Raw genomic sequence first — 21,803 nt, 5'->3', positions numbered from 1 at the left:
GAATGGTAACGACTCTCAATTGTGAGTCACAATCGCTTACATTAAGATCCGCGGCCTTAACACCTTGGGGAAGGTCCTAAGCAATGCGCCAGTACGTACCATCTGCAGTGAGTTCACCACGCCTGATCGTGTCTGCCATCGGCGTCGCCCTCAGCGCCTCGTCGGCCTACGCCGCCGACCCGGCCGCCAGCAGCGCGATCACCCTCGACGCCACCAGCGTCAACGGCAAGGCTGAACAAGCCAGCACCGATTACAAGGTCGACAAGGCCTCCTCGCAGAAGTACACCGCGCCGCTGGTAGACACCCCACGCTCGATCACCGTGATCCCGCAGCAAGTGATCAAGGACACCAGCGCCCTGACCCTGCAGGACGCCCTGCGCACCGTGCCAGGGATCACCTTTGGTGCCGGCGAAGGCGGCAACCCGCAAGGCGACCGCCCGTTCATCCGCGGCTTCGACGCCCAGGGCGACACCTACCTGGACGGCGTACGCGACACTGGTGCACAAACCCGCGAAATCTTCGCCATCGAATCGGTAGAAGTAGCCAAGGGCCCGAACTCGGCCATCGGTGGCCGTGGTGCCGCCGGCGGCACCATCAACCTGGTGAGCAAACGTGCACACCTGGGCAACTCGCTCGATGGCGCCTGGACTTGGGGCAGCGACCAGACCCAGCGCTACACCTTCGATGGTAACTACCAGTTCAGCGATACCGTTGCCGGCCGCCTTAACCTGATGACCCACGAAAGCAACGTCGCCGGCCGCGACAAGGTCAACTACGACCGTTGGGGTATCGCCCCATCGCTGGCCTTCGGCCTGGGTACCCCGACCCGCGTGAACCTCGACTACTACCATCTGGAAAGCGACGACCTTCCGGATTCGGGCATCCCGTACACCATCCCGACCGGTGGCAACACTGCACGCACTTCGGCGCACCCGAGCAAGCCGACTGACGGCGGCGACAGCGACAACTTCTATGGCCTGACCGGTCGCGATTTCCGCAAGACCCGCGTTGACATCGCAACCATTGGCATCGAGCACGACCTGACGGACTCGCTGACCATCAAAAACACCCTGCGTCACGGCAACAGCATGCAGGACTACATCCTGACCCAGCCTGACGACAGTGTTGGCAACGTCAACAACAATGGGGTCTGGCGTCGCGCCAACACCCGTGTTGGCAACACCGCCACCACAACCAACCAGACCGACCTGTTCGGTGAGTTCTTCGTCGGCGGCTTCAAGAACAATTTCTCCACCGGTATCGAGTTCACCAAGGAAGAGTCCGACCGCCAGAGTTACACCGTCACGCCAAACAGCAAACTCAGCTGCACTGGGCCTGGCAACGGCGGTAGCTGCACCTCGCTGAGCGACCCGAACCCGGATGACGCTTGGGACGGCACGGTCTCGCGCAACTACGCCGGTACCAAAACCAGCGGCAAGACACGTGCGATCTATGCTTTCGATACACTGGAGCTCACGCCCCAGTGGCTGCTGAACATGGGCCTGCGTTACGACCATTTCGATACCAAGTTCCGTACCTACGACGCCAGCGGCGCAACCGTCGTGAACAAGAACGGCGTACCTACCAAAGGTCGCGACAAGAGTGAATTCTTCACAGGCCAGCTGGGTCTGGTCTGGAAGCCTGCCGAAAACGGCAGCATCTATGTTTCCTACGCCACGTCCGCGACCCCGCCAGGCGCCATGCTCGGTGAGGGTACCGAAACCAACACTCTGCCAGGCACCACTGACCGCAGCGGCAATATCTTGGGCAGCGACCTGGAGCCGGAAGAGACCACCAACTACGAAGTAGGTACAAAGTGGGACTTGCTGGACGAACGCCTGTCACTGGCAGCAGCGATCTTCCGCACAGAGAAGGAAAATGCCCGCGTTCAGGTGGACACCACCACCTACGAGAACGTCGGCGAAACTCGTGTACAGGGCATCGAGCTGTCGGCCAGCGGCAAGCTCACCGACAAGTGGCAGGTATTCGCCGGCTATACCTACCTTCAGGCACGTCAGATCGACGGCGGCCCGCTGAACAAGGCTAACGACGGCAATCAGCTGCCAAACACGCCGAACAACAGCGCCAGCCTGTGGACCACGTACTCCGTTACGCCGAAGCTGACCATCGGTGGCGGTGCGTTCTACGTCGATGACGTGTATGGCAACGTAGCCAATACCACAATGGTCGACAGCTACGTGCGCTATGACGCCATGGCTGCCTACAAGCTGACCAAGAACATCGACCTGCAGCTGAACGTGCAGAACCTGACCAACGAGGTGTACTACGACAAGGCCTTCTCCACCCACTTCGCCAACCAGGCAGCCGGGCGGACGGCTCTGTTGACCACCAGCGTCCACTTCTGATGCCAGGATGGGGTTGATCTGTTGAATGGGCTGCGCCTGTGCCGGCCCTTTTGCGGGTGAACCCGCTCCCACAGGTACTCCACTGGCCTCAGATCCAGTGATATCTCTGTGGGAGCGGGTTCACCCGCGAAGAGGCCGGCACAGGTAACAAGCAACCCGCTCCCCCCGCCCCGTTCATTCCCGTGAGCGGGGCTTTTGCGTATCAAGGCATAATGCACGCCGCGCAGTGTGCGGCAGAAACACAAGGTGATCATGTGGTGAAGAAGACGCTGTTCCAATTGCACTGGTTCTTTGGCATCACCGCTGGCCTGGTGCTGGCCTTGATGGGTATCACCGGGGCCTTGTACTCGTTTCAGGAAGAACTGCTGCGTGCGCTGAATGCCGATGTCCTGAAGGTCCAGGTGCGCCCGGAGGGCGTGCTGCCCCCGGCCGAACTGGTCCAGCGAGTCGAGGCCCAGCAGCACGACAAGGTGGCGATGCTGTGGGTCGATGTACGCGAAGGCAACGCCGCACGCGTCTCCTTCACCCCGCCACCAGGCGAGCGCCGTGGCCCGCTGCGCTACGCCGACCCGTACACTGGCGAACTCAAGGGAGAAGTGGCCGGGCAAGGCTTCTTCAACCTCATGCTCAACCTGCACCGCTTCCTGGCCATGGGCGACAGCGGCCGGCAGATCACCGGTGCCTGCACCTTGATGCTGGTGTTCTTCTGCCTCTCCGGCCTGTACCTGCGCTGGCCGCGCAAGGCGCTGGACTGGCGCACCTGGCTGACCTTTGACTGGGCCAGGAAAGGCCGCGCCTTCAACTGGAACCTGCACGCGGTGGCCGGCACCTGGTGCCTGCTGTTCTACCTGTTGTTCGCCCTGACCGGGCTGTTCTGGTCCTACGAGTGGTACCGCGAAGGCCTGAACAAGCTGCTGGCCGACGCACCGGCCGCCGGCCAGCAACAAAAGCGCGGCGAAGGCCGTGGCCGCCACGGGCCGCAGAAAATCGACAAGAACGCCCCGCCGCTGGTGGTCGACTACGACGCGATCTGGGCCAACCTCAAGGACGCCGCCGGCCCGGGCCTGGCCATGTACAACCTGCGCCTGCCACCGGCAGGTGGCCAACCGGCCAACCTGTTCTACCTGCTGGACGACGCCGACCACCCGCGTGCCTTCAACACCCTGGTGCTGGACCCGGCCAGCGGTCAGGTGAAAAAACATGACCGCTACACCGACAAATCCTTCAAGGCCCAGCTGCTGCAGAGCGTCTACGCCCTGCACGTGGGCGAATACTTCGGCCTGCCGGGGCGCATCATCGTCACCATCGCCAGCCTGACCATGCCGCTGTTCTTCGTCACCGGCTGGTTGCTGTACCTCGACCGCCGCCGCAAGAAGCGTCAGGTACGCGCCGCCCGTGGCAACGTCACCAGCAACACGGCCAGTGGCGACAGCTGGCTGATCGGCTTTGCCAGCCAGAGTGGCCTTGCCGAACAACTGGCCTGGCAGAGCGCCGGCCAGTTGCAGGCGGCCGGCCTGCCGGTGCAGGTGCGCGCCCTGGCCGAACTGGGTGAAGACGACCTGCGCCAGGCCCGCCGTGCGCTGTTCGTGGTCAGCACCTTCGGCGACGGCGAAGCCCCCGACAGCGCCCGCGCCTTCGAGCGCAAGGTGCTCGGCCAGCCCTGGGCGCTGAACAACCTCAACTATGCCCTGCTCGCCCTCGGTGACCGCCAGTACCCGCACTTCTGCGGCTTCGCCCGCCGCTTGCAGGCATGGCTGGGTGAGCGCGGTGCCAGCAGCGCGTTCAGCCCGGTGGAAGTGGACAACGCCGACCAGGCCGCGCTGCAGCAGTGGCAGCAGGAACTGGCGCAACTGACCGGCGCCCAGCCGGCGGCCGCCTGGCAGCCGCCGAGTTTCGGCAACTGGTCACTGGTGCGCCGTGAACTGCTCAACCCGGGCAGCCAGGGCCAGCCGGTGTACCTGCTCGGCCTGCGACCGCAAGCGCCCGCCAGCTGGGAAGCCGGTGACCTGGTGGAGATCCTGCCGCTCAACGGCCAGCCAAGGATCGAGGCCTTCCTCGATGGCATGGCGCTGGACGCCGGGGCCAAGGTGCAGGTGAATGGCCTGGGCGAAACCCTCGCCCAGGCCCTGGCTGGCCGCCAGTTGCCGACCCGTCGCGATCACCTGATCGGCTTGCAGCCGCAAGCGCTGGTCGATGCATTGGTGCCGATCGGCAGCCGCGAGTACTCGATCGCCTCGATCGCCAGCGATGGCGTACTGGAGCTGATCGTGCGCCAGGAACGCCACGCCGATGGCAACCTGGGCCTGGGTTCCGGCTGGCTGACCGAATACCTGCCGCTGAACGGTACGCTGAGCCTGCGCTTGCGGCGCAACAGCAGCTTCCACCTGCCGGAAACGGCTGCACCACTGGTGTTGATCGGCAACGGCACCGGCCTGGCCGGCCTGCGCAGCCTGCTCCGTGCGCGGGTGAATGCGGGCGAGCAGCGCAACTGGCTGCTGTTCGGCGAGCGTAACCGCGCCCATGACCTGCTGTGTGGCAGCGAGCTGCAAGGCTGGCTGGACAGCGGCGACCTGGCACGTCTGGACCTGGCATTTTCGCGGGACCAGGCGGAGAAGGTGTATGTGCAGGATGTGTTGCTGCAGCAGGCTGAAGAGTTCAAGCGCTGGGTCGCGGATGGCGCCTGTGTGTATGTCTGTGGCAGCCTGCAAGGGATGGCGGCGGGAGTGGATGCGGCGCTCAACGGTATCCTCGGGGAGGCCACTGTGCAGCAGCTTATCGAGGATGGGCGGTATCGGCGGGATGTGTACTGATCGGAGACTGATGTAACCAGCACCGGCCTCTTCGCGGGTAAACCCGCTCCCACAGGGTCCTCACAGATTTTGAATACTGTGCGGTACCTGTGGGAGCGGGTTTACCCGCGAAGTGGCCGGTACAGGCTGTCAGTGCAGCTCGAAGGTATCGGCATCCAGGTTGGCCGGGAACTTGGCCCGGTAGGCCGCCAGCTCCGCCGCGCTCAACACCGCGGTAAACACCCCGTCGGCCTCCCCGGCGCTGAGCAGGCTCTCGCCCTGGAAGTCCAGCACCTGGCTGTCGCCGGAATAGGCAAAGCCCTTGCCATCGGTGCCCACCCGGTTCACCGCCGCCACATAGCACAGGTTCTCGATACCCCGCGCCGGCAACAGCCGGTTCCAGTGCTGGCGGCGCGCAGCCGGCCAGTTGGCGGTGTACAGCAACAGGTCGGTGTCCTGGGCATCGCGGCTCCACACCGGGAAGCGCAGGTCGTAGCAGATCAACGGACGAATCCGCCAGCCCTTGAGCTCGAACTGCACCTGGCGCTCGCCCGGTGTGTAATGCTTGTGCTCGCCGGCCATGCGGAACAGGTGGCGCTTGTCGTAGTGCAGGACTTCGCCATCCGGCCGCGCCCACAGCAGGCGGTTGCGGTGGCTGCCATCGGCGGCCTGGATAATCACGCTGCCGGTAATTACCGTGTCGTACTTCTTCGCCTGGGCCTTCAGCCATTTGTAGGTCGGGCCATTCTCCGGCTCGGCCAGGCTCTCGGACTGCATCGAGAAGCCGGTGGTGAACATTTCCGGCAAAATCACCAGGTCCACTTCGCCCACCTGCTCCAGCAGCACTTCGAAGTGCGCATGGTTGGCCTCGCGGTCGTGCCAGGCCAGGGTGGTCTGCACCAGGGCGACTTTCAGGTTCGGCAGTGTGCTCAGATCGCGCATAGTCTTTCCGCTGCCTGACGCAGCGTCTCCTCTCGTTTGGCAAAGCACAGGCGGACCAGGCGTTGCTCGGGGATGGGTTGCTGGTAGAACACCGACACCGGGATGGTCGCCACGCCGTGCTCACGGGTCAGCCACAGCGACATGTCGACATCGTTCAGGTCCGGGCGGATCTGCGAATAGTCCACCAGCTGGAAATAGGTACCCGCCGTGCGGGTGAAACGGAACCGCGAGCCCTCCAGCAAGCCGCAGAACAGGTCACGCTTGGCCTGGTAGAAGGCCGGCAGTTCATCGATATGCTCGGGGTGCTCGGCCATGAAATCGGCCAAGGCGCACTGCAGCGGGGTCACGCCGCAGAAGTTCACGTACTGGTGCACCTTGCGCAGCTCGGCGCTCAGCGCCGGCGGGGCAATCACGTAGCCGGTCTTCCAGCCGGTAACGTGGTAAGTCTTGCCGAACGAGCTGACCACGAAGGCACGCGGGTACAGCTGCTCGTGGGCCAGCACGCTGGCATGGCGCACACCGTCATACACCAGGTGCTCGTAGACCTCGTCGCTGACCAGGTAGATATCGCGATCAGCGATAAACCGGGCCAACTGGTCGAGGTCTTCTCGGGTAATCAGCGCGCCGCTGGGGTTGTGTGGCGAATTGAGGATGACCATGCGCGTACGCGGGCTGAGGGCATCGCTGAACTTCTGCCAGTCGATGCGGAAATCGCCGTCGCTCAGCTGTACATGCACGCAGCGGCCACCGGCCAGTTCCACGGACGGCTCGTAGCTGTCGTAGCAAGGGTCGAAGACAATCACTTCATCGCCAGCCTGTACCACTGCCTGGATGGCACAGAAGATCGCCTCGGTGGCGCCTGGTGTAATGGTCACTTCCTGATCGGCATCCACCTGTGCACCATACAGCCGCGCGACCTTGGCCGCCACCTGCTGGCGCAGGGCCGGCAGGCCGGTCATCGGCGAATACTGGTTATGCCCGGCGGCTACATGCCGGCCGACTGCATCGAGCAGCGCCTGCGGGCCGTTGAAGTCGGGGAAACCTTGCGACAGGTTGAGCGCGCCCGTCTGCACGGCGAGCTGGGACATGGTGGTAAAGATGGTCGTGCCGACATTCGGCAGTTTGCTGCGAATCATGGAGCCCTCTTTCCTGGGGTGTATCCGGCACGGGGTGGAGTCCGAGCATAGCGGATCGAGCGGTCAGGAAAAAGGTTGAAACAATAGGGGGATTTGCGCTGGATCAAAGGGCCTGTTCGCGGGTAAACCCGCTCCCACAGGTACTGCACAGCATTCGAAAACTGTGTGGGACCTGTGGGAGCGGGTTTACCCGCGAAGAAGCTGACGCGGAATCAGCGCTTGTCGCGGCGCTTCTTCTCGGCCTTCTTGTGGTGCGACATCAGGCGGCGCTTCTTGTTGACCTGGCGGTCGGTGAGGGTGTTCTTCTTGCCCTCGTACGGGTTCTCACCGCCCTTGTACTCGATGCGGATCGGCGTACCGACCAGCTTGAGGACGCGGCGGTAGGTGTTCTCCAGGTAACGCGAGTACGACTTCGGAATCTTGTCGGTCTGGTTGCCGTGGATCACGATCAGCGGCGGGTTGGCACCGCCGAGGTGGGCATAGCGCAGCTTGATGCGGCGGCCGTTGACCAGCGGTGGCTGGTGCTCGCTCACGGCATCTTCGAGGATCTGCGTCAGGCGGCTGGTCGGCCAGCGGGTGACCGCCGACTTGAACGCGGCCTGTACCGACTTGTACAGGTGGCCCACGCCGGTGCCGTGCAGGGCGGAGATGAAGTGGATGTCGGCAAAATCGACGAAGAACAACCGGCGCTCCAGCTCGGTCTTCACGTAATCGCGCTCGCCCGGCTCCATGCCGTCCCACTTGTTCAGGGCGATGACGATGGCGCGGCCGGCTTCCAGGGCGAAGCCCAGCAGGTTCAGGTCGTGGTCCACCACACCTTCGCGGGCGTCCATGACGAAGATCACCACGTTGGCGTCCTTGATCGCCTGCAGCGTCTTCACCACCGAGAACTTCTCGACTTCCTCGTGGATCTTGCCGCGCTTGCGCACGCCAGCGGTGTCGATGAAGGTGTACTTCTCGTCATCGCGCTCGAACGGGATGTAGATACTGTCGCGGGTGGTGCCCGGCTGGTCGTACACCACCACACGCTCTTCGCCGAGCATGCGGTTGACCAGGGTCGACTTGCCGACGTTGGGGCGACCGATGATGGCGATCTTGATGCCATCCTTTTCGCTCGGGCCCGGGATGCGCACCGCTTCTTCGCCTTCGGCGACTTCGGCGTCCAGCGCTTCCTCGACCTGGTCACGCGGCAGGTGGCCGAGCACGGCCTCCATCAGCGCGTTGATGCCACGGCCCTGGGAGCCGGCCACCGGGATGGCGTTGCCCATGCCCAGCGGCGAGAACTCGGCGCGGGCGACGTCGGCGTCGATGTTGTCGATCTTGTTGGCAACCAGGATCGCTTCCTTGTTCCGCTTGCGCAGGTGCTCGGCGATCATCTGGTCGGCGGCGGTCATGCCGGCGCGGGCATCGACCAGGAACAGTACATAGTCGGCTTCTTCGATGGCCATGAGCGACTGCTCGGCCATTTTCTCGTCCATGCCCACTTCGTCACCGGTGATACCGCCGGTGTCGATCAGGATGAAGGAACGACCCTGCCAGGTGGCATCACCATACTGGCGGTCACGGGTCAGGCCCGACAGGTCACCGACGATGGCATCGCGGGTCTTGGTCAGGCGGTTGAACATGGTGGATTTGCCGACGTTCGGGCGGCCCACCAGGGCGATTACGGGAACCATTCGGCTCTCCACTCTTGAATTCTTGAAAATGCAAAGGCCGCTGCAAGGCAGCGGCCGGAGTTCGGGCGGCGTGTCCTACGCCGCGGCTTGAAGCCCGCCAAGGCTTCAAGCATAGCTTCAGCGGATGGTCAGTGCCTCGAGCTTGCCGCTGTTGCCGAAGACGTAGATGGTGTCGCCGACCACAAGTGGGCGGGCACGCAGGCCATCGCTGTCGATACGTTCACGGCCAACGAAACGGCCATCGACCTGGCTCAGCAGGTGCAGGTAACCCTCGAAGTCACCCACAGCCACGTAGCTGGAGAACACCTCAGGCGCCGTCAGCTGGCGGCGAGCCATGGTGTCGTTGGTCCACAGGGCGCTGGACGAGCGCTCGTCGACGCTTTCGACAGTACCCGAAGCTTCGCTGACGTAGACGTTGCCGAAGCCCTGGGCGACACCCACATAGCTGGAGGCATCGCGCTGCCACAGCACGCGGCCGCTTTCCAGGTCCAGGCCCGCGACGCGGCCCTGGTAGGTGCTGACGTACAGGGTACCACCAGACAGCAGCAGGCCGCCGTCGATATCGACCACACGATCCAGCTCGGAACGGCCCTGCGGAATCGCCACACGGCTTTCCCACACAGGAACACCGTTGTTGATATCCACCGCCACCACCTTGCCGGTGGACAGGCCGGCGACGGCCAGGCGGTTGGTGGCGATCGGTGCGCCGGTACCACGCAGGGTCAGCACGGCCGGGGTGTTTTCATAGATCCAGCGGCGGTCGCCAGTCGTGGCATCCAGGCCGATCAGGCGGTCGTCCTGGGTCTGCACCACCACCACGTCACCGTTGTTGGCAGGCGGGGCCAGCACTTCGCTGGTCACGCGGGAGCGCCAGCGCTCCTCGCCGGTGCTGGAATCCAGGGCGATGACTTCACCCTTGAGGGTGCCGATCATGACCAGGCCGTAGCCTACGCCGACAGCGCCGGATACCGGCAGTTCGAGGTCCTTCTTCCACACCACGTCGCCGGTGATGCGGTCGAGGGCGAAGACTTCGCCGTTGACGTCGGAAGCGTAGATACGGTCGTTCTCGATGGCGGGTACCAGGGTATTGTAGGTCTCGCCCTGGCCGTCACCGATCGAACGGCTCCACTGCTTCTTCAGCACCACTTCCTCGGTGAACTTGGTCAGCTCGGCCGGGGGCAGTTCCTTCTTGCTGTTGCTGCTGCAACCTGCGGCCAGTACGGCCAGGGTCAGCACTGCTGCATGTTTCCAACCGATCACTTACGCGTCCCCTTTGGCCAAGTCATCCAGCTTCAATTGCAGGCCACCGACCGCCGCCTCATCGGACAGCGCAGCCTTGGCTTTCTCGTAAGCGCTGTGCGCGTCGTCGGCGCGCCCCAGTTGCACCAGCAGGTCACCTTTCAACTCTTCACGGCTGGCCAGGAAGGCTTTGTCAGCGTCGCCGTCGAGCAGCTTGAGGGCTTCCTCGGCCTTGTTCTGGGCGGCCAGAACACGTGCCAGGCGCTGACGCGAAATTTCGCCCAGGGTGGCATCGGCCGGTTTGTCCAGCACGCCCTTCAGCTCGGCAGCAGCGTCGTCGAGCTTGCCGCTCTCGACCGCAACCTTGGCCACGAACAGGCTGCCGTACTGGGCGTAGGCTGTACCGCCGAACTCGCTCTTGAGCTTGCCGGCCAGTTCCGCGACCTTGGTCGCGTCAGGCTGGCCAGTCGGCGTCAGGCTGGTCTCCAGCAAGGCCTGGTACAGCTGCGAGGCACCTTGCGACTGATTGTTCTGGTACTTGTGCCAGGTATTCCAGCCCAACACCACCACGCCAGCCAGCAGGGCACCGGTCAGCAGCGGCTTGCCGTTGCGGTTCCACCAGTCCTTGACCCCTGCCAGTTCATCATCGGTACTCGACACCCCAATACTCCTTTTCGCCTATTCGCTTGTTGAACCGCGTTACGCCTGCGCGATCGCGGTTTCCAGGTGCTCAGCCAGAGCATCCCAGGCAATGTTCTGTTGTTCGCCCTGACCACGCAGGGGCTTGAAGCCGATCTCTTGCTTGGCCAGCTCGTCGTCGCCGAGGATCAGGGCGAACAGCGCGCCGCTCTTGTCGGCTTTCTTGAACTGGCTCTTGAAGCTGCCACCGCCGGCGTTGACCGCCAGGCGCAGGCCCGGCAGGCGGTCGCGCAGGCCTTCGGAAAGGCGCAGGCCGGCCAGCTCCGCCTGTTCGCCAAAGGCGCACAGGTAAACGTCGATCTGGCGGCTGATGGACTCGGGCACCTTGCCCAGGGTTTCCAGCAGCAGGATCAGGCGCTCGATGCCCATGGCGAAACCGACGCCCGGGGTCGGCTTGCCGCCCATCTGCTCGACCAGGCCGTCGTAGCGGCCACCGGCGCAGACAGTGCCCTGGGCGCCGAGCTTGTCGGTAACCCACTCGAACACGGTCTTGCTGTAATAGTCCAGGCCACGCACCAGCTTGGTGTTGATCACGAACGGGATGCCGGCAGCGTCCAGGCGGGCCTTGAGGCCCTCGAAGTGCACGCGCGACTCTTCGTCCAGGTAGTCTTCCAGCTTCGGCGCGCCGACCAGCACCGCCTGGGTGTTCTGGTCCTTGCTGTCGAGGATGCGCAGCGGGTTGCTCTTCAGGCGGCGCTGGCTGTCTTCGTCCAGTTGCTCCAGGCGCGCCGAGAGGAACTCGACCAGCGCGTCACGGTAGCGTGCACGGGCTTCGCTGGTGCCCAGGCTGTTGAGTTCCAGCTTGACTGCGTCCCGGATGCCCAGCTGGCCCCACAGGCGCCAGGTCAGCATGATCAGCTCGGCGTCGATGTCCGGACCGTCCAGGTTGAATACTTCCACGCCAATCTGGTGGAACTGGCGGTAGCGACCCTTTTGCGGGCGCTCGTGGCGGAACATCTGGCCGATGTACCACAGTTTCTGCACCTGGCCGTTGCCGGTGATGCCATGCTCGAGCACGGCACGCACGCACGCAGCGGTGCCTTCGGGGCGCAGGGTCAGCGAATCGCCGTTGCGGTCCTCGAAGGTGTACATCTCTTTTTCGACGATGTCGGTCACTTCACCGATGGAGCGCTTGAACAGCTCGGTGAACTCGACGATCGGCGTGCGGATCTGGCTGTACCCGTAGGTGTCCAGCAGGCCGGCCACGGTGCCTTCGAAGTAGCGCCACAGCGGCGACTGTTCTGGCAGGATGTCGTTCATGCCACGGATGGCTTGCAGCGATTTGCTCACGAAAAGTCCTTACGAATTCTGTGTGTCAGCCACGGACGATCAGCGCCGCGTCGGCCTCGGCCTTTTCGGCCGCTTTCTGGCGGATGAGTTTTTCCAGCTCATCGACCAGGTTGTCGTTGGTCAGTTTCTGCGCCGGCTTGCCGTCGATGTAGATCAGGTTCGGCGTGCCGCCGGTCAGCCCCACGTGGGCCTCCTTGGCTTCACCCGGGCCGTTGACCACGCAACCGATCACCGCCACGTCCAGCGGCACCAGCAGGTCTTCCAGGCGCCCTTCCAGCTCGTTCATGGTCTTGACCACATCGAAGTTCTGCCGCGAGCAGCTCGGGCAGGCGATGAAGTTGATGCCGCGCGAGCGCAGGTGCAGCGACTTGAGGATGTCGTAGCCGACTTTCACTTCTTCGACCGGGTCGGCCGCCAGCGAGATACGGATGGTATCGCCAATGCCTTCGGCCAGCAGCATACCGAGGCCGACAGCGGATTTCACCGTCCCCGAACGCAGGCCACCGGCTTCGGTGATGCCCAGGTGCAGCGGCTGTACGATCTGCTTGGCCAGCAGGCGGTAGGCTTCGACGGCCATGAACACATCGGAGGCCTTGACGCTGACCTTGAAGTCCTGGAAGTCCAGGCGGTCGAGGTGCTCGACGTGGCGCAGGGCCGACTCGACCAGCGCCGCCGGGGTCGGCTCGCCGTACTTCTTCTGCAGGTCCTTTTCCAGGGAACCGGCGTTGACGCCGATACGGATCGGGATACCCCGGTCGCGGGCGGCATCTACAACCGCGCGCACACGGTCTTCACGGCCGATGTTGCCCGGGTTGATACGCAGGCAGTCGACGCCCAGTTCGGCCACGCGCAAGGCGATCTTGTAGTCGAAGTGGATGTCGGCCACCAGCGGCACGCTGACCTGCTGCTTGATGCGGCCGAACGCCTCGGCGGCGTCCATGTCCGGCACCGAGACACGCACGATGTCCACGCCGGCATCGACCAGGCGCTGGATTTGCGCCACGGTGGCGGCCACATCGTTGGTGTCGGTGTTGGTCATGCTCTGCACCGCGATGGGGGCATCACCACCCACCGGCACATTGCCGACCCAGATTTTGCGGGATTCGCGACGTTTGATCGGAGATTCGCCGTGCATGACTTACTGTCCCAACTTCAGGCGAGCGGTCTCGCCACTGGTGAACGGGGCAACATCGACGGCCTGGCCGTTGTAGCTGACCTGGGCGCCACGGGCAAAGCCCAGGCGTACCGAGAACGGCGGCTTGCCGGTCAGCTCGAGGTTGTCCCCCTTGCGCTTGATGGCGCTGAACAGCACCTTGCCGTTGCCGTCGGTGACCTGGGTCCAGCAATCGGCGACGAACTGGATGGCGACCTTGGCGCTGCCAGCCGGCACTGCGGCTGGCACGACAGGCTCGGCGGCGGCCACTGCCGCTACAGGCGTGGCAGGTACAACGGCCGCCGGGGCCGGGGCAACCGGGGCAACCGGCGCTGGCGCGACAGCAGGGGCGCTGGCACCGGGTGCCACAGGCGCCTGCTGGGCCGGTGCTGGCACTGCGTTAGTGGTAGCGGCAGGTGCCGGGCTTGCCGGTGCCTGTTCGGCGGCGGCAGGCTGCTCGGCAGCGCCCTGCTCCAGCGGCAGCGGCGCGCTCTCGGGCTGCTGGCCAGCGGAAACGGCCTGGTCTTCAGGCTCATCGAGCGGGTGAATCTGGGTGGTACCGTCGGCGCTTTCGACTTCGACGTGCTCCAGGGCAATCTTGGCCAGGTCCTTGCCACGCAGGCTGCCCTGGTCCTGCCACCAGACAAAGCCGCCGCCGATCACCGCCACCAGCAGCAGCAGGCTGACGCCGCGCAGGATATTGTGCGACAGGCGCACCGGCTCTTCGATACGGCCCAGCGAGTGCACGTCGCTGCCTTTGGCGTGGGTGCCGGTGTAACGGTCGAAGGCGTCCACCAGGGCAGCCTGGTCCAGGTCCATCAGCTTGGCATAGGCGCGGATATAACCACGGGCGAAGGTATGCCCCGGCAGCTTGTCGAAGGCGCCGGTTTCCACGTGGTTCAACGAACTGACAGTGAGGTTGAGCTTGCGGGCCACCTCGGCTTGTGACCAGTCCCGGTTCTCACGGGCCTGACGCAAAAGCTCACCGGGGTTCTGGCCAGGCGCTACTGCTACTTCGGGATGCGCGGCTTTCATCGTTGCTCCGACAGGTATTGCTGATATTCCGGCGTACCGGGATAAAGTCGTTGTAATTGCTGGCCCAGCTCGGCCAGGGTGCCCTGCTCGTCGAATACCCGGGCAAGGCGGCTGCCCAGCAGCAGGCTACGGGCATCATGGTCGCTCAACTGGCTGAAACGATCGTAGTAGTCCCGGGCCGGCACATAATGCCTGTTTTCGTAGGACAACTCAGCCATTTCCAGCAACGCTTTCGGTTGCCGCTGGTTGAGTTGCAAAGCTTTCAGCAGATACGCCTGCGCCTGGTCGCGGCGCTCGAGCTTCAGGGCGGTCAGGCCCAGGTTCTCGTACACGCGTGAGCGTTCAGGATACAGGGTATCGGCGCTGGCCAGGCGAAACATCTGCTCGGCCTCGGCAAATCGCCCCTGAGCATAAAGGAAACTGCCGTAATTGTTGCGAATTCGCGTGTCGCCCGGGCGTGCCTGCAGTGCCTTGCGAAAGTGCGCTTCGGCCAGCGCCGGCTCGCCTTCGGCCTGGAACACCAGCGCCAGGGCGGCGTGCGCGTCGGCATCACCGCCATTCAGGGCCAGGGCCTTGCCCAGCGGCGCCTTGGCCTGCTCGGTCAAACCCTGTTGCAAATAACCCAGCCCAAGCTGCACATAGGCCCGCCCCGCCTCTGCCCTGCCCTGGCGGCTGGCCAGGGGGTCGCCCGCGCCGCCCGACACGCAGCCGGCCAGCAGCAAAAGCGCAAGGATCGACAGCGCGGCGCGCAGGCTCATGGGCAAGGTCCCGGTCAGTGGCTGGCGGGGCTGTCTTGCAGCTCGGCGTCCGCCGACAGCTGGCGCACGGCGATGTAGCGCTCGCTGCGGCGGGTTCGGTCGTTGACCTGGCCAACCAGCTGGCCACAGGCGGCGTCGATGTCATCACCACGGGTGGTGCGGGTGGTGACGTTGAAGCCACCGTGGTGCAACAGGTCCTGGAAGCGGCGAATGGCGTTGTTGCTCGGCCGCTCGTAGCCCGAGTGCGGGAACGGGTTGAACGGGATCAGGTTGATCTTGCACGGCACGTCGCGCAGCAGCTCGATCATTTGCGCAGCATGCTCAGGCTGGTCGTTGACGTCCTTGAGCAGGGTGTACTCGATGGTCAGCACGCGCTTGCCACCCAGGGTGGACATGTAGCCCATGCACGATTCCAGCAGCATCTTCAGCGGGTACTTCTTGTTGATCGGTACCAGCTTGTTGCGCAGTTCGTCGTTCGGTGCGTGCAGCGACAGGGCCAGCGACACGTCGATGTGCTTGGCCAGCTCGTCGATCATCGGCACCACGCCCGAGGTGGACAGGGTGACGCGACGCTTGGAAATGCCATAGCCCAGATCTTCCATCATGATCTTCATGGCGGCGATGACATTGTCGAAATTCAGCAGGGGTTCGCCCATGCCCATCATGACCACGTTGGTAATGGCGCGGTCGATCTTGGCCGGAACGGTCCCGAAGGATTTGTTGGCAAGCCACACCTGGCCGATCACTTCGGCGGCGGTGAGATTGCTGTTGAAGCCTTGCTTGCCGGTGGAGCAGAAGCTGCAGTCCAGGGCACAGCCGGCTTGCGACGACACGCACAGGGTGCCGCGATCGTCGGTGGGGATGTAGACGGTTTCGACGCAGCTGCCGGAGGCAACGCGGACCACCCACTTGCGGGTACCGTCGGCGGAAATGTCTTCACTGACCACTTCCGGGCCCCGAATCTCGGCAACGGCCTCGAGCTTTTCGCGCAAGGCCTTGCCGACATTGGTCATGGCGGCGAAATCGTCGACGCCAAAGTGGTGAATCCATTTCATGACCTGACCGGCACGAAAACGCTTCTCTCCGATCGACTCGAAGAATTTTTCCATTTCCTGCAGGGTCAGGCCCAACAGGTTGATCTTGCCAGTCATGTCACTCATGGAATCACCCAAGACCTGCTTCGCTTAGCGAATGCGGTCGCACAGCTCGGTAGCGGAGAAGAAGTAAGCGATTTCGCGGGCAGCCGAAGCTTCCGAGTCGGAACCGTGAACAGCGTTTTCGTCGATGGAAACAGCGAAGTCAGCACGGATGGTGCCGGCAGCAGCTTCTTTCGGGTTGGTGGCGCCCATCAGCTCGCGGTTGGCCAGAACGGCGTTTTCGCCTTCCAGAACCTGAACGATGACCGGACCGGAAGTCATGAAGGCAACCAGGTCAGCGAAGAAGCCGCGCTCTTTGTGCTCGGCGTAGAAGCCTTCGGCTTCGGCTTTGGACAGTTGCTTCATTTTCGAAGCGACGACGCGCAGGCCGGCTTTCTCGAAACGAGTGGTGATCTCGCCGATGACGTTCTTGGCAACGGCGTCAGGCTTGATGATGGAGAAAGTACGTTGAACAGCCATGGAAAACTCCAGAAAAATGAGTGTTGCGAAAAATTAAACCCGCGAATTATACGCGGGTTCCAGGGGATTGCCTAACCTGCAGGATGCGTTCAGTCGGCTTCTTCGATCCAGGCCGCCTGGATGGCCTCGAGCACTTTCTCACCGCCGCGTGACGGATCGTCGCTGAATTCTGGCAAGGCCAGCACCCAGCGGTGCAGATCGACGAAATTCACATAACGAGGATCGACGTCCGGCTTGCTTTCTGCAAGCTGGATGGCGATCTCAAGTACATCAATCCATTTCAGGCTCATGGGGCAAACCTCAGTGCGGCGCTTCGGCGGCGTGGTTGAGCGAATACTTGGGGATCTCGATGACCAGGTCCTGGTCAGCGACAACCACCTGGCAGCCGAGGCGCGACTGAGCCTCCAGGCCCCAGGCCTTGTCCAGCATGTCTTCTTCCAGCTCGTCGGCTTCTTCCAGCGAGTCGAAACCCTTGCGGATGATGCAGTGGCAGGTGGTGCAGGCCTTGACGCCGCCGCAGGCGCTTTCCATCTCGATGTGATGGTCGTGGGCCAGCTCCAGGATGTTGGTCCCGGGCTCGACTTCCACGGTCAGCCCTTCGGGGCAGAACTTCTCGTGCGGCAGGAATGTCACCAGCGGCATCGGTTACTCCTCGATCTCATTCAGGTTGCGCCCGGCCAGTGCGGCTTTGACCGTCGAATCAAGGCGACGGGCGGCAAATGCGTCGGTCACCTGCGACAGACGCTTGGTCTGTTGCTCGATGGCAGCGCCATCGGTGCCGGCCAGCAAATCACGTAATTCTTGCATCTGGAATTCGATGGCGTCGCGCTCGTCACTGCTGAGCAGGCGCTCACCGTCGGCGTCCAGGGCGCCCTGTACCGCTTCCAGCAGGCGCTCGCCGTCCACCTGGTGCTCGCGCAGCTGGCGGGCCTGCTTGTCGGAACCTGCGTGTTCGAAGGAGTCCTTGAGCATGCGGGCGATTTCGCCGTCGGTCAGGCCGTAGGACGGCTTGACCTGGATGCTGGCTTCCACGCCCGAGCCCAGCTCGCGGGCGGCGACGCTGAGCAGGCCATCGGCGTCTACCTGGAAGGTGACGCGGATTTTCGCCGCACCGGCGACCATGGCCGGGATGCCACGCAGCTCGAAGCGCGCCAGCGAGCGGCAGTCGCTGATCAGCTCGCGCTCGCCCTGCAGCACGTGGATCATCATGGCCGTCTGGCCATCTTTATAAGTGGTGAACTCCTGGGCACGCGCTACCGGGATAGTGGTGTTGCGCGGGATTACCTTCTCCATCAGCCCGCCCATGGTCTCAAGACCGAGCGACAGCGGGATGACATCCAGCAGCAGCAGTTCGCCACCTTCGCGGCGGTTGCCGGCCAAGGTATCGGCCTGGATGGCAGCACCGATGGCCACCACCTGGTCGGGGTCGATCGAGGTCAGCGGGGTGCGCCCGAACAGTGCACCGACGGCTTCACGCACACGCGGGACGCGGGTCGAACCGCCGACCATGACCACGGCGCTGACTTCTTCAAGCTCGATACCGCTGTCGCGCACGGCGCGGCGGCAGGCCTTGAGGCTGCGGGCGACCATGGGCTCGATCATGGCTTCGAAGCCGGCGCGGCTCAGTTGGCCCTGCCAGGCGCCATGGCTGACGCTGACCACGTCGGTGTCGGTCAGGGCTTCCTTGGCAGCGCAGGCGGTTTGCAGCAGCGCGCGCTGGGTGGCCGGGTCCAGGTCGGACGACAGCCCGGCCTGTTCGATGATCCAGCCGGCAATGGCGTGGTCGAAGTCGTCACCGCCCAGGGCAGTATCGCCACCGGTGGCCAGCACTTCGAATACGCCGGCAGTCAGGCGCAGGATGGAAATGTCGAAGGTACCGCCGCCCAGGTCATAGATGGCCACCACGCCTTCGGCGTTCTGGTCCAGGCCGTAAGCCACGGCAGCGGCAGTCGGCTCGTTGAGCAGGCGCAGCACGTTCAGGCCGGCCAGGCGCGCAGCGTCCTTGGTGGCCTGGCGCTGGGCATCGTCGAAATAGGCCGGCACGGTGATCACCGCCCCCACCAGCTCACCGCCGAGGGTGGCTTCGGCACGCTCGCGCAGAACCTTGAGGATATCGGCGGACACTTCCACCGGGCTTTTCGGCCCCTGCACGGTGTCGATGAACGGCATGTGCGACTCACCGCCAACGAAGCGGTAAGGCAGCTGCTCGCCCAGTTGCTTGACGTCGGCCAGGCCGCGCCCCATCAGGCGCTTGACCGACAGCACGGTGTTCAGCGGGTCGCTGGAAGCGGCATCGCGTGCAGCCTGCCCCACTTCGTTGCGCCCTTCGAGGTAGCGCACCGCGGACGGCAGAATGACGTTGCCCTGCGCGTCGGGCAGGGGCTCGCTACGGCCGCTGCGCAGTGCGGCGACCAGAGAGTTGGTGGTACCCAGGTCGATCCCCACCGCCAGGCGGCGCTGGTGCGGCTGAGGGCTTTGACCGGGTTCGGCAATCTGCAGTAGGGCCATGCTTATCTGAATACCTTAGGTGCCATCACGGGCAGCACCGGGTTAATCGTCGAGGCGCTCTTCCAGTTGGCGCACTTCTTGGGCGAGCTTGTCGAGGAACTGCATGCGGCGCATCAGGCGTTCGGCCTTGTCGCGCTCGCCTGGGGCGTCCCAGCAGGCGGCAAAGTCCTCGTTCAGCGTGTCCTGGGCGACCTTCAGGCGCTTCTTGAACACGGCCACGCCATCGAGGTCGGCTTCGTCCTGCAGCTCTTCGAGCTCTTCACGCCACTGCATCTGCTGCAACAGGAAGTCCGGGTCGTGGACCGTGACCTCTTGGGGCACTTCGTGGCCGCTGATGGCCAGCAGGTAGCGGGCACGACGCGGCGCACTGCGCAGGGTCTGGTAGGCGTCGTTGAGGGCCGCGGACTTTTCCAGCGCCACGCGCTGCTCGCGCTCGGAGGCGTCGGCAAAGCGGTCGGGATGGACTTCGCGGGCCAGCTCGCGATAGCGAGTGGCCAGCTTGTCGAGATCCAGGCGGAAGCTTGGCTGGAGGTCAAACAATGCGAAATGACAAGGAGTACCCACAGCCAGCCTCAAACGTTGAAGCTTTCGCCGCAGCCACACTCACCGCGCACGTTAGGGTTGTTGAACTTGAAGCCTTCGTTCAACCCTTCCTTGACGAAGTCCAGTTCGGTGCCGTCGAGGTACACCAGGCTCTTGGGATCGATGATCACCTTGACGCCATGGTTCTCGAACACCTGGTCTTCGTCCGCCAGCTCGTCGACGAACTCCAGCACGTAGGCCAGGCCCGAGCAACCGGTGGTGCGCACGCCCAGGCGAATGCCTTCGCCCTTGCCGCGCCCTTCCAGGGAACGCCGCACATGGTTGGCGGCGGCTTCTGTCATGCTGATAGCCATCTGGACTCCTTACCTCGCAACAGGCGACTTAGATCAAGCCTTTCTTCTGCTTGTAATCGCGTACAGCTGCCTTGATGGCATCTTCGGCGAGTACCGAGCAGTGGATCTTGACCGGCGGCAACGCCAGTTCTTCGGCCAGCTGGGTGTTCTTGATGGTTTCGGCTTCGTCCAGGGTCTTGCCCTTCATCCACTCGGTGGCGAGGGAGCTGGAAGCGATGGCCGAACCGCAGCCGTAGGTCTTGAACTTGGCGTCTTCGATCACGCCCTGCTCGTTGACCTTGATCTGCAGGCGCATGACGTCACCACAGGCCGGGGCGCCGACCATGCCGGTACCGACGTCCGGGTCTTCGGCATTCATCTTGCCGACGTTGCGCGGGTTTTCGTAGTGGTCGATGACCTTTTCACTGTATGCCATGGTGCAATTCCTTCCTCATCAGGGAGCCGCTCTTGCCGGCGACTGCTTAGTGGGCGGCCCACTCGATCTTGGAGATGTCAACGCCGTCTTTGTACATGTCCCACAGCGGCGACAGCTCACGCAGTTTGTTCACGGCCTCGCAGACTTTCTGCGCGGCGTAATCGACTTCTTCTTCGGTGGTGAAGCGGCCGAAGGAGAAGCGGATCGAGCTGTGCGCCAGCTCGTCGTTGCGGCCCAGGGCGCGCAGTACGTAGGACGGCTCGAGCGACGCGGAGGTGCAGGCCGAACCGGACGATACGGCGATGTCCTTCAGCGACATCAGCAGCGATTCGCCTTCGACGTAGTTGAAGCTCAGGTTCAGGTTGTGTGGTACGCGGGCAGTCTTGCTGCCGTTGACGTACAGCTCTTCGAGGTCCGAGACCTGCTTGAAGAAGCGGTCGCTCAGGGCCTTGATGCGCACGTTTTCCGCGGCCATTTCCTGCTTGGCGATGGCGAAGGCTTCGCCCATGCCGACGATCTGGTGGGTCGGCAGGGTGCCCGAACGCATGCCACGCTCATGGCCACCGCCGTGAATGATGGCTTCCAGGCGTACACGCGGCTTGCGGCTGACGTACAGCGCGCCGATGCCTTTCGGGCCGTAGACCTTGTGCGCCGAGAACGACATCAGGTCGACCTTCAGCTTTTGCAGGTCGATTTCGACCTTGCCGGCCGACTGCGCGGCGTCAACGTGGAACAGCACACCGCGCGAGCGGGTCAGTTCACCGATGGCGGCGATATCGTTGATCGAGCCGACTTCGTTGTTCACGTGCATCAGCGAAACCAGGATGGTGTCGTCGCGCAGCGCCGCCTCGACCATGGCCGGGGTGACGATGCCGTCTTCGCCTGGCTCGAGGTAGGTGACTTCGAAACCTTCACGCTCCAGCTGGCGAGCGGTATCCAGGACCGCCTTGTGCTCGATCTTGGAGGTGATGATGTGCTTGCCCTTGGTCTGATAGAAGTGCGCGACGCCCTTGAGTGCGAGGTTGTCGGACTCGGTGGCACCGCTGGTCCAGACGATTTCGCGCGGATCGGCGTTGATCAGCTCGGCAACCTGGCGACGACCGTTCTCGACCGCTTCCTCGGCTTTCCAGCCAAAGACGTGGGAGCGCGAAGCCGGGTTACCGAAGTTCCCGTCGACCAGCAGGCAATCGGCCATCTTCTGGGCCACGCGTGGGTCGACCGGGGTGGTCGCGGAGTAATCGAGGTAGATCGGCAACTTCATTTGTCTCTCCTATCAGGCGGTGGC

General features: G+C 63.7%; 20 protein-coding genes. 2 read left to right on the top strand and 18 right to left on the bottom strand.

Features of this window, described 5'->3' with window-relative positions:
- Positions 1-83: 83 nt before the first annotated feature.
- On the top strand, positions 84-2,366 hold the full coding sequence (locus MKK04_RS04495) for a TonB-dependent receptor (protein WP_207834758.1): 2,283 nt from the start codon (positions 84-86) through the stop codon (positions 2,364-2,366).
- Between the two features lie 254 nt (positions 2,367-2,620).
- Positions 2,621-5,176, top strand: a complete 2,556-nt coding sequence (locus MKK04_RS04490) for a PepSY domain-containing protein (RefSeq protein ID WP_241106290.1) — start codon at positions 2,621-2,623, stop codon at positions 5,174-5,176.
- Positions 5,177-5,305: 129 nt separating this feature from the next.
- Here MKK04_RS04490 and MKK04_RS04485 read toward each other — a convergent pair whose 3' ends face one another.
- The 18 genes from MKK04_RS04485 to MKK04_RS04400 form a co-directional block, all read right to left on the bottom strand.
- Positions 5,306-6,097: an amidohydrolase gene (locus MKK04_RS04485; RefSeq protein ID WP_207834762.1), complete on the bottom strand. Its 792-nt coding sequence runs from the start codon at positions 6,095-6,097 to the stop codon at positions 5,306-5,308.
- Positions 6,085-7,233, bottom strand: coding sequence for a pyridoxal phosphate-dependent aminotransferase (locus MKK04_RS04480; RefSeq protein WP_241106289.1), 1,149 nt, complete (start codon positions 7,231-7,233; stop codon positions 6,085-6,087). Before MKK04_RS04480 ends, MKK04_RS04485 begins: the two co-directional genes overlap by 13 nt.
- 212 nt (positions 7,234-7,445) lie before the next feature.
- Positions 7,446-8,909, bottom strand: a complete 1,464-nt coding sequence (gene der, locus MKK04_RS04475) for a ribosome biogenesis GTPase Der (protein WP_013971029.1) — start codon at positions 8,907-8,909, stop codon at positions 7,446-7,448.
- Between the two features lie 117 nt (positions 8,910-9,026).
- Entirely contained in the window at positions 9,027-10,169 is a 1,143-nt protein-coding gene (gene bamB, locus MKK04_RS04470; protein WP_063911321.1) for an outer membrane protein assembly factor BamB, read from the bottom strand.
- Positions 10,170-10,808, bottom strand: coding sequence for a tetratricopeptide repeat protein (locus tag MKK04_RS04465; RefSeq protein WP_207834772.1), 639 nt, complete (start codon positions 10,806-10,808; stop codon positions 10,170-10,172).
- A 39-nt stretch (positions 10,809-10,847) separates the two neighbouring features.
- On the bottom strand, positions 10,848-12,137 hold the full coding sequence (gene hisS / locus MKK04_RS04460) for a histidine--tRNA ligase (RefSeq protein ID WP_063911319.1): 1,290 nt from the start codon (positions 12,135-12,137) through the stop codon (positions 10,848-10,850).
- A gap of 25 nt (positions 12,138-12,162) precedes the next feature.
- Positions 12,163-13,272: a flavodoxin-dependent (E)-4-hydroxy-3-methylbut-2-enyl-diphosphate synthase gene (ispG, locus tag MKK04_RS04455; protein WP_003257869.1), complete on the bottom strand. Its 1,110-nt coding sequence runs from the start codon at positions 13,270-13,272 to the stop codon at positions 12,163-12,165.
- Between the two features lie 3 nt (positions 13,273-13,275).
- The gene (locus tag MKK04_RS04450; protein ID WP_241106288.1) at positions 13,276-14,325 is read right to left on the bottom strand and encodes a RodZ domain-containing protein; all 1,050 of its coding nucleotides are present in this window, start codon (positions 14,323-14,325) and stop codon (positions 13,276-13,278) included.
- Entirely contained in the window at positions 14,322-15,083 is a 762-nt protein-coding gene (gene pilW, locus MKK04_RS04445) for a type IV pilus biogenesis/stability protein PilW (protein ID WP_207834797.1), read from the bottom strand. The genes MKK04_RS04450 and pilW overlap by 4 nt, the downstream gene beginning before the upstream one ends.
- A gap of 14 nt (positions 15,084-15,097) precedes the next feature.
- Complete coding sequence (gene rlmN / locus MKK04_RS04440; protein ID WP_046615810.1) at positions 15,098-16,243, bottom strand: 23S rRNA (adenine(2503)-C(2))-methyltransferase RlmN; 1,146 nt, start codon at positions 16,241-16,243, stop codon at positions 15,098-15,100.
- 24 nt (positions 16,244-16,267) lie between these two features.
- The gene (ndk, locus tag MKK04_RS04435) at positions 16,268-16,699 is read right to left on the bottom strand and encodes a nucleoside-diphosphate kinase (RefSeq protein WP_023382208.1); all 432 of its coding nucleotides are present in this window, start codon (positions 16,697-16,699) and stop codon (positions 16,268-16,270) included.
- An 89-nt stretch (positions 16,700-16,788) separates the two neighbouring features.
- Positions 16,789-16,989, bottom strand: a complete 201-nt coding sequence (iscX, locus tag MKK04_RS04430) for a Fe-S cluster assembly protein IscX (protein ID WP_023382209.1) — start codon at positions 16,987-16,989, stop codon at positions 16,789-16,791.
- A gap of 10 nt (positions 16,990-16,999) precedes the next feature.
- On the bottom strand, positions 17,000-17,341 hold the full coding sequence (fdx, locus tag MKK04_RS04425; protein WP_063911316.1) for an ISC system 2Fe-2S type ferredoxin: 342 nt from the start codon (positions 17,339-17,341) through the stop codon (positions 17,000-17,002).
- Positions 17,342-17,344: 3 nt separating this feature from the next.
- Positions 17,345-19,207: a Fe-S protein assembly chaperone HscA gene (gene hscA, locus MKK04_RS04420; RefSeq protein ID WP_087503087.1), complete on the bottom strand. Its 1,863-nt coding sequence runs from the start codon at positions 19,205-19,207 to the stop codon at positions 17,345-17,347.
- A 42-nt stretch (positions 19,208-19,249) separates the two neighbouring features.
- On the bottom strand, positions 19,250-19,771 hold the full coding sequence (gene hscB, locus MKK04_RS04415; RefSeq protein ID WP_233687267.1) for a co-chaperone HscB: 522 nt from the start codon (positions 19,769-19,771) through the stop codon (positions 19,250-19,252).
- Positions 19,772-19,779: 8 nt separating this feature from the next.
- A complete protein-coding gene (gene iscA, locus MKK04_RS04410; protein ID WP_003257854.1) occupies positions 19,780-20,103 on the bottom strand; it encodes an iron-sulfur cluster assembly protein IscA in 324 nt (107 codons plus the stop codon).
- A 28-nt stretch (positions 20,104-20,131) separates the two neighbouring features.
- A complete protein-coding gene (gene iscU / locus MKK04_RS04405; protein ID WP_003248539.1) occupies positions 20,132-20,518 on the bottom strand; it encodes a Fe-S cluster assembly scaffold IscU in 387 nt (128 codons plus the stop codon).
- A 46-nt stretch (positions 20,519-20,564) separates the two neighbouring features.
- On the bottom strand, positions 20,565-21,779 hold the full coding sequence (locus MKK04_RS04400) for an IscS subfamily cysteine desulfurase (RefSeq protein WP_013971017.1): 1,215 nt from the start codon (positions 21,777-21,779) through the stop codon (positions 20,565-20,567).
- Between the last annotated feature and the right edge of the window lie 24 nt (positions 21,780-21,803).

Source organism: Pseudomonas sp. LS.1a (genome assembly GCF_022533585.1).
In the GTDB taxonomy this organism is placed as follows: Bacteria; Pseudomonadota; Gammaproteobacteria; order Pseudomonadales; family Pseudomonadaceae; genus Aquipseudomonas.
The sequence above is the reverse complement of the archived record's forward strand: the minus strand, read 5'-3'. Positions and strand labels throughout refer to the sequence as shown.

Excerpts from the sequence above, each read along its gene's own strand:
- fdx (WP_063911316.1), bottom strand. The coding sequence starts at position 17,341 with ATGCCGCTGGTGACATTCCTGCCGCACGAGAAGTTCTGCCCCGAAGGG.
- MKK04_RS04485 (WP_207834762.1), bottom strand. The coding sequence starts at position 6,097 with ATGCGCGATCTGAGCACACTGCCGAACCTGAAAGTCGCCCTGGTGCAG.
- ndk (WP_023382208.1), bottom strand. The coding sequence starts at position 16,699 with ATGGCTGTTCAACGTACTTTCTCCATCATCAAGCCTGACGCCGTTGCC.
- pilW (WP_207834797.1), bottom strand. The coding sequence starts at position 15,083 with ATGAGCCTGCGCGCCGCGCTGTCGATCCTTGCGCTTTTGCTGCTGGCC.
- ispG (WP_003257869.1), bottom strand. The coding sequence starts at position 13,272 with ATGCACGGCGAATCTCCGATCAAACGTCGCGAATCCCGCAAAATCTGG.
- rlmN (WP_046615810.1), bottom strand. The coding sequence starts at position 16,243 with ATGAGTGACATGACTGGCAAGATCAACCTGTTGGGCCTGACCCTGCAG.
- hscA (WP_087503087.1), bottom strand. The coding sequence starts at position 19,207 with ATGGCCCTACTGCAGATTGCCGAACCCGGTCAAAGCCCTCAGCCGCAC.
- MKK04_RS04480 (WP_241106289.1), bottom strand. The coding sequence starts at position 7,233 with ATGATTCGCAGCAAACTGCCGAATGTCGGCACGACCATCTTTACCACC.
- iscA (WP_003257854.1), bottom strand. The coding sequence starts at position 20,103 with ATGGCTATCAGCATGACAGAAGCCGCCGCCAACCATGTGCGGCGTTCC.
- MKK04_RS04400 (WP_013971017.1), bottom strand. The coding sequence starts at position 21,779 with ATGAAGTTGCCGATCTACCTCGATTACTCCGCGACCACCCCGGTCGAC.
- MKK04_RS04495 (WP_207834758.1), top strand. The coding sequence starts at position 84 with ATGCGCCAGTACGTACCATCTGCAGTGAGTTCACCACGCCTGATCGTG.
- MKK04_RS04450 (WP_241106288.1), bottom strand. The coding sequence starts at position 14,325 with ATGAAAGCCGCGCATCCCGAAGTAGCAGTAGCGCCTGGCCAGAACCCC.
- der (WP_013971029.1), bottom strand. The coding sequence starts at position 8,909 with ATGGTTCCCGTAATCGCCCTGGTGGGCCGCCCGAACGTCGGCAAATCC.
- iscU (WP_003248539.1), bottom strand. The coding sequence starts at position 20,518 with ATGGCATACAGTGAAAAGGTCATCGACCACTACGAAAACCCGCGCAAC.
- iscX (WP_023382209.1), bottom strand. The coding sequence starts at position 16,989 with ATGAGCCTGAAATGGATTGATGTACTTGAGATCGCCATCCAGCTTGCA.